The sequence below is a fragment of the Adonisia turfae CCMR0081 genome, from assembly GCF_011009555.1.
Taxonomy (GTDB): Bacteria; Cyanobacteriota; Cyanobacteriia; order Phormidesmidales; family Phormidesmidaceae; genus Leptothoe; species Leptothoe turfae.
In genome coordinates, this window is sequence record NZ_QXHD01000004.1 from 6,829,972 (window position 1) to 6,837,636 (window position 7,665).

General features: G+C 44.7%; 3 protein-coding genes and 1 pseudogene. All 4 read left to right on the plus strand.

Going from position 1 to position 7,665, the window contains the following annotated elements; all coding sequences use genetic code 11:
• Window positions 1-4,728, plus strand: a 4,728-nt coding sequence (locus tag DXZ20_RS33025) for a hypothetical protein (RefSeq protein ID WP_250566013.1), incomplete at its 5' end; no start/stop codon positions are given.
• 65 nt (window positions 4,729-4,793) lie between these two features.
• Entirely contained in the window at window positions 4,794-5,279 is a 486-nt protein-coding gene (locus tag DXZ20_RS33030; RefSeq protein WP_163670567.1) for a CIS tube protein, read from the plus strand.
• A gap of 214 nt (window positions 5,280-5,493) precedes the next feature.
• Window positions 5,494-7,503 carry a VgrG-related protein gene (locus DXZ20_RS33035; protein ID WP_163670569.1) on the plus strand — a complete coding sequence of 670 codons (2,010 nt, stop codon included), beginning with the start codon at window positions 5,494-5,496 and terminating at the stop codon, window positions 7,501-7,503.
• 40 nt (window positions 7,504-7,543) lie between these two features.
• A pseudogene (locus DXZ20_RS33040) lies at window positions 7,544-7,665 on the plus strand (DUF4280 domain-containing protein); the annotation flags it as partial.

Genomic DNA, 7,665 nt, shown 5'->3' on the forward strand with positions numbered 1-7,665 from the left:
AGGGAGTCTAACAAATCAGCGCAAGTAGACACAGACCAGTCTATTGCCTTTGACCAAACGGACGCAACTCAGCTATCGGCTAATAATCTTGCCGAAACTGAGACTATTCAGAATTCAGGTAATGATCAATCCGGTGATAATTTGGAATCACCAGTTCAACGCTCAGCGGATTTAATTCAGTCAACTGGGGAGTCTAACAAATCAGCGCAAGTAGATACAACTCAGTCTATTGAATTTGGCCAAACGGACGCAACTCAGCTATCGGCTAATAATCTTGCCGAAACTGAGACTATTCAGAATTTGAGCCATAGCCAATCTGTTGCTAACTCAGAAGAATCAGTTCAACGGAGAGTTGATTTATCAGGGTCACCCAAGGTCTCTAATGATTCAGGACCAGTAGAAACAACGCAGGTGGTTGGGGATGCGATCGCACACAAATCAAATAATCACTCTAATACGTTACCGACAGCGAATATTCATAGCACTCTCCAGCGAGCAACAGACATAGCAGAGAGTCCACAGACTATCGAACCAGATAAATCTCCTTCAGTTCAACAGTTACATTCTGAATTAACCACAACTGATATTACCTATAGTCAAGCCGATACACTAATCTCCCGCGCTTCCAACCAACCAACTGTTTCTCAACAACCCCCTATCAACAATCCTTCCGAGGCTTCATTGCCTGATGTCTCAATCTCGAGTCAATCCCTTTCCCACCAAACTGAATCAATTCAACGGGTAACCGAATCCAAGTCGCCATCCAACTCAGTTTCTGACAAATTGGGTTCAGCTAATGCGGCTCAACCGTTGCCCAATGACCCTCAGACAAATGAGTTTTCAAGCGACATTCAATCTATCTCTAATTCAGTCAAGTCAAGTCAGCGGGCAGCTGAATCGATTGAATTAACTCCATTAGTGTCTCACGAATCACATCAGATAAACCCAACTCAACTATCTGATACTAAAGGTGCCAGTGCTTCCTTCACTCCAGAAGTACCACTTAAGGACTCATCTATTCAGTGCTTTTCAGAGGTATCTAATACTGAATCCCAATCTTTTGACTCAAATGAAATCCTTCCCCAAAGAGATTTTTCGACTGAGAACAAGATTCAATCAAAAGATGAGTCGCAGCCGTCTATCTCGATGCAGCAAGCTGTAAACCCTAGTAAGATTACATCAGCGCCATCAACTGATTCCAACCAACAGGAAAATCTTCAGTCCTCTGCTGCTCCAGATGGGATTCAAGCCGCAAATCAGTCGGCATTCGTCGCCAATCAGCTAACCTCTTCCCCTGAAATCCAGACTGCATTAGACCAGACTGAAATATCACCCCAGGCGAATTTGTCTCCAACGGCCTCAGCCCCAATCCAACGACAGCCCAGCGATTTGTCTGGCACGCCAGACAATATTGAGGATTCACCATCTATACATCCACAGATAGAACTGTCCCTATCTAATCAGCAGGATCCGACACTTTCTAATCAGCAAGATCCCACATTTAACAGTCCAGCATTAGATCTTGGGACTCCAGCAATACCACCTGAGTCAATGGGGTCTGTTCAGCGTTCTACGATAGAGCCTATACAAAGTAAGAACGTTGCTGATCAGATATCTCCTCAAGACCGAACTGCAGTCAGTCAAGCATCAGTCACACCAGATCTTCCAACAATAGCTCAAAATACCTCCCATAGTCAGGTTCAAAGGTCTCCAAGTTCAAGCGATGTAGGCAATAATTCTATAGCTGTTCAATTGCCATTATCTCAACTGTCTTCTCAACTGTCTTCTCAGCAGTCAGCAGAGACTGAATTCAATCATAAGAGTGATACTCAAGATACGTCTACCTCAGCTGAACCTGTTCAACATACTACTGTTGAGCCAACAGTAGCAACCTCAATTGAGGCCGATAGAGTGTCTTCTGACAATTTTCCAGACATTCAGGTTAACGAATCAAGCAATGTTCAACACGTTGCCACCTCAGCAGGATCAATTCAATGTGCGGATGAACCACGTCAAACAATCACATCAGCCCCGATCCCAACAGACATCGCTCACCCTCATCATGCGCCTGAGGTCAAGACTACTATTCAGAAATCGAGTACTGGTCAATCCGTTGCTGGCCTAACATCTGGCCCAACATCTGATCCAACATCTGGCCCAACAGAGATGGTTCAACGTGCCACTAATTTAAACCAGGCCACCGCATCAGGTTCTCATCAGTCAAACCAAACAGATGTAGCCATTCCTGACAGCTTGAAAGCGGCCCAGGATATTCCAGAATCGAGTGATGAGCGCCCCATTTCTAGTTCACCAACCTCAATCCAACGTACTATTTCCCCTCAATTAACTTCATCCGTTTCTCCTGAGCTAACCCAATCTTCTGATGATTGCTCGAAAGAAACTCAAGTCAACGTATTGAAAGACCTTCAAGCTGCTACATCTAGTTTGGAAGTGCCGGTTCAACGTGTATATGAGTCAGTTCACTTAGCATCACCAGGCTCAATTGAAACGGACATATCTTGTCCTCAGAAAGCAGAGCAGATCATTCAAGAAGTAAGTGATGTACACTCCATTTCTGACTCAATCAATCCGATTCAACGCACTAACGAAGTCACACAAACTACCACATCCATTTCTCCTGATAAGCTAACCCAATCTTCCAACAAATTATCAGGCGAAGCTCAGACTCAGAATTTAAAGGATGTTCAATCCATTTCTCACTCAGCAACGTCTGTTCAGCGTGCAACCGAGTCAAGTCAGCCCACCGCATTAGATGTCTATAAACCTAGCCAAGAAAATATAGCACCCCCTGATCGCTCATCAATAGATCAGATTATCCAAGAACAAAACCATGAGCAAGCCATTTCTGGGCCAACAGAATCAATCCAACGAGTCCCTAACTCAACACAGCCGAGTGAATCAATTTCCTATGGTCTGTCTCAATCTTTTGATGACTCATCAGAAGAGAATCAAGTTAGCAAATTAAATAACGTTCAACCTATTGCTACGTCAGCCATTTCGATTCAACACGTAACTGAGGCAAGTCAAACAACATCAACCTTAAACTCAACGGATACAGATCATCCCGATAGGTTAACGGAAAGCCAGACGATTCAGAAATCAAGTCATGGACAATCTGATGTCACCTCAACAGGCTCAGTTCAACGTACTACTGATCTAACACAGCCTACTGCGTCAGATCCCGATGTCTTAAACCAAACGGATGCAGCATCTCTTAAGGGCTGGTCAGAAACTCAGATTAATGAACTACATGATGCTGCGCTAGGCTCTGACGCAACGCCATCGGTTCAACGCGTGCCTAAGCCAGGTCAGCTAACTGACAGTTCTCCATCTCGGACGAGGTCGGTTAATAATGTAACCAATATCCAAGAACCAACGACGCGGCATTCTGATAGCGCAAACAGTCCAACGCCTGATTCACCTATACAGCGTCAAGTTGCCAATTTCAACCGGTCTGAAGTAAGTCAATCAGCCACATTACCATTGAACCAGACACCGTTAGAAAATAGTCAGCGGTCCAATCATCCTAACGGAAGCAACTTGTCTGCAATAAGTGGCCAGCCACCTGTTCTACAGCCATCGCAAGAGAATAAGAAGCATGGCCTAGCTAACAACACACTATCTGAATCCAAACAGACTCCCATAGAACCAACTACAGTCCAACGGGACGTGATTAGTGATTCTGTGGCTGAGCAGATTACTCAGTTTGGGACATCAAACAATTCTTCGATGCAGTTAGGTGATACTCAAATTCAGTCGCCTGAGTCTGGTAGAGGAGAATTTGCAAGCTTGAAATCCACTGGACAACGTTCGTCGAATATCGCCTTCGATTCCCCAAAGTTACAACGTTCTTCAGAGACAAAAGACAAGTCAGCGACATCTATATCCACGAGTATCACTTCAACTCATAAAGATGTCTTAACCCCTTCTAGACAGAAACAATCGCTAGCGGTACTCAGATCGCTAAGCGTGTTGGAACCATTGCCATCGTTACACGGTAAACCATCTCAAACATCCCTGAAAGGTAACTCTACTGCCTCAGAGTTACCCTCATCAAGCTCCACAATTCAACGCCAGACAATCAACGACATTCCTGGTGAGTGGTCTACTCTAGAATCATTAGTTGCAGACCTGACCAACAGTCACCCACAGAACTCCCCTGCCTTTGATCAACCTACAAATACAGATTCAGAATCTACAACGCAACCATCAAAGACCAACTCTGACACAATTCAGCGCCAGGTCTCTAACGTTAACAATGGTTCTAGTCAACAGCAACATGCTATTACCAATATCCCTGGCAATGGGTCTAATTTAGAAAATTTAGTGACACCTGTACAGCGTAAATTGTCAGGTCATCAGTCTACGAAAAAAGCATCTTCTCAACAGTCTAGCCCCACTGCTAGAAAATCAACATCAAAACCTAGCCAAATAACGTCAGCAAGCCCCACTGTCAAACTTGCCAAGCCAGCTACAGTTACTGTTCAACACCAAGTAGCAAGCCCAGTATCTTCGACCAAGCCCACAGTAGTTATTCAAGCTAGTCCAGACAATTCCTCTACGGTTACTGTATCAGCCGATGCACAAACCGATGATAGCCACAACTACAGCAAGTATTTAGAGATGCTAGTTCAAGAAGTTTATAGCCTATTGCGACAACGACTTTCTTTAGAACAGGAGCGTAGAGGACCTAAATACCCTAGATAAACCTCAATCAAATTTGAAAAGTTATCCGTCCGAACATTAGATCGAACCATACATTAGATCGAACCATGAGCCAATTTGTCAAAGCCAAACTCATTGCCCAAGGAGGTGGTAGCAATATCGAGTTTATGTTTAATCCAACTGAATTGAGTTTTAGTCGTAAGATGAATCTCAATTCGTCTGGTGGTGCCCGCACGGATGATGGTGTTCCTAAAATTAGCTTTGGCTCACCGGACCCCTATAGCATCACCCTTGGTGGTTTGATGTTTGACACCTATGAGACAGGCGAAAATGTACTCGACAAACACATCGAAAATTTTCGACAGGCGGTTGAATTCTTAGACAGTAAAGAACGTCCTCCTATGTATATCTTTACTTGGGGAAAACAAGAATATTTACGTTGTTTTGTTCAGTCACTTTCCTATAAGCTAACTATGTTTTTGCCTGATGGCACTCCAGTAAGGGCAACAGTGGATATAACTCTGCAAGAAATTGGTGAGACCAGTGGCTCAGGCAATACAGGGACACCTAGTCGAGGTAGCAGTAGCCGCTAGATAAAAACGAGGGCATGAAAGTAAGTAGGAGATGGCCTTGTGCCTGGCCATTTGTTATAGAAAGGCAGATGGCAAGGGAGCAGGGGCGTCATAGAAGCTTGACGTGAAAATACGTAAAAGCAATTGTTTTTTATTTTCAGAAACTGGTAATTACCTCCATGTTCTGTTGACATTACCTCTTTAAAATCAAGTTCTCTTTGTAAGAAGCTTCTTTATGGCTGCCACCAAGTTTGTCGCCACACCTACACTGAAGATCGATGGCAAAGCCGCCTCCAGTGATTTAATGGAGGATCTTTTACAAATCGTGGTGGAGGAAAGTTTACATCTGCCAGGAATGTTTACCCTGGTAATTCAGAATGATTACTACGCTGGTGAAGAAAATTATCAAGTCTGGAAACACGAGAAACTATTTGAGATTGGCAAATCGATAGAAATCGGGTTTACCTCCAGTACCACCGAGTCAGACGAATTTGACGAAGAGAACAAAGGCACGGTGATCAAAGGAGAAATCACAGCGATTGAAACCCATTTCACCAGTGAAGCCCAAGCTCCTATCATTATTCGTGGTTACGATGCTTCCCATCGCTTGCATCGAGGACGTCATAACCGTTCATTTCAAAATAAAACGGATTCTGATATTGTTAAATCCGTTGCCTCAGAAGTTGGTATTTCTACAGGGACAGTGGACTCCACCGGAGGACCCTATGGGTACGGAGATATCGGTGGTTCTAGTGGTTATGTGTTTCAGCAGAACCAGACCAATATGGAGTTTTTGCGGGAACGAGCTGTTCGCCATGGGTTTGAACTATTTGTTCAAGATGGCAAGCTCAACTTTCGTAAACCGACAAAAGACAGCACTCTGTCCCTAGAATGGCTACAGGATATCCACAGTTTTCGTGTGCGCGTAAGCAGTGCTGAGCAGGTCAAAAGTGTGGAAGTGCGGGGTTGGGATTATAGCCGAAAAGAGGTAATTTCTGAAACCATTAGTAAAGCAAAACAGGTTTTAACTGATACCGATAGTGGTGACGGTAGTAAAACTGTTAGCAGCTTTGATGGTAAACCCAAAACACCGACGTTAATCATGGTTGATCAGCCGATCTCCCAAGCTAAAGAGGCTCAAACCATGGCTCAGGCGCTCTATGACGAAGTGGGTGGAGAGTTTGTCCAGGCTGATGCTCGCAGTGAGGGCGATCCGTCAATCCGACCAGGGCGAGTGGTTAAACTCACGGGTATGGGTAACTATAGCGGCAGTTACTATATTACCGAGACCCGGCATGTGCTCCACGAGCGCATTTACATGACTGAGTTTTCGGTACGAGGACTGCGTGGTGGCGACTTGTTACAAACGTTGGAAACTAAAAATACGCTATTGCCAGGGCAGACCCTAATGGTGGGGGTTGTTGCCGATAACAAAGATCCTAAAGGGTGGGGAAGAGTCAGGGTAAAACTGCCCACTCTAACCGAAGACCACATGAGTAACTGGGCACGGGTGGTGTCTATGGGAGCAGGACCCAGCCGGGGGGTTGACTGGCTACCTGAGATTAACGACGAAGTGCTAGTTGCCTTTGAACATGGGGATATACATCGACCCTACATTTTAGGGGGAGTGTGGAACGGTAAAGATGCACCACCGGAGAAAACAGAGGAAACCATTGCCAATGGTAAGGTTCGTTTGAGAACTCTAAAAACTCGCCTAGGGCATACTTTGCAATTTGTGGAAGAAGATAAGGGTGATAGTAAAAAAGGTGTGTATTTAACCACAGTGGATAAGCATCAGCTTCACTTCAATGACACTGATAAATATATTGACCTCAAAACGAAAGACGGGCATGAGCTCAAGTTTGACGATAAGAATAAAAAGATAGAGCTTAAGACTAAGAATGGTCATCAAATTTCGATGGATGATAATGGCAAGAAGGTAGATATTATCTCCACCGGTAGCCTTAATGCGAAATCAGGCACGAGTGGTAACAGTGAGAAGATTAATATTAATGGCGGTGAAATCACGCTAACCGGAGCGACGAAGATTACGCTTAAGGTTGGTGGTAGTAAGATTGTTGTGAGTTCTACGGGGGTGGATATTTCGGGAACTCAGGTGAATATAAAGGCAAATGCAACGGCGAAAATGGAGGGCTCGATGGTGGATGTGAAGGGGAAGGCGACCGTAAATGTTCAGTGTTCGGGGATGACGAAGGTGGCAGGGAGTTTGTTGAAGTTGAATTAACTGGAGGTAAATTATGGGAATGCAAGTTGTTGCTGGAGCCATGCTCAAATGCCCTTTTGGGGTGGCACCCAGTGTCTTAAATGTCTTACCCAAAGGACCACCTGTCATGGCTTCTGGCCCTCTAGCCGCCACCATCATGGACTATGCGCCTATTGTGAATAT

What these genes read in the sequence shown, in the direction of transcription:
- DXZ20_RS33030 (WP_163670567.1), top strand. Translation starts at nt 4,794, where the DNA reads ATGAGCCAATTTGTCAAAGCCAAACTCATTGCCCAAGGAGGTGGTAGC.
- DXZ20_RS33035 (WP_163670569.1), top strand. Translation starts at nt 5,494, where the DNA reads ATGGCTGCCACCAAGTTTGTCGCCACACCTACACTGAAGATCGATGGC.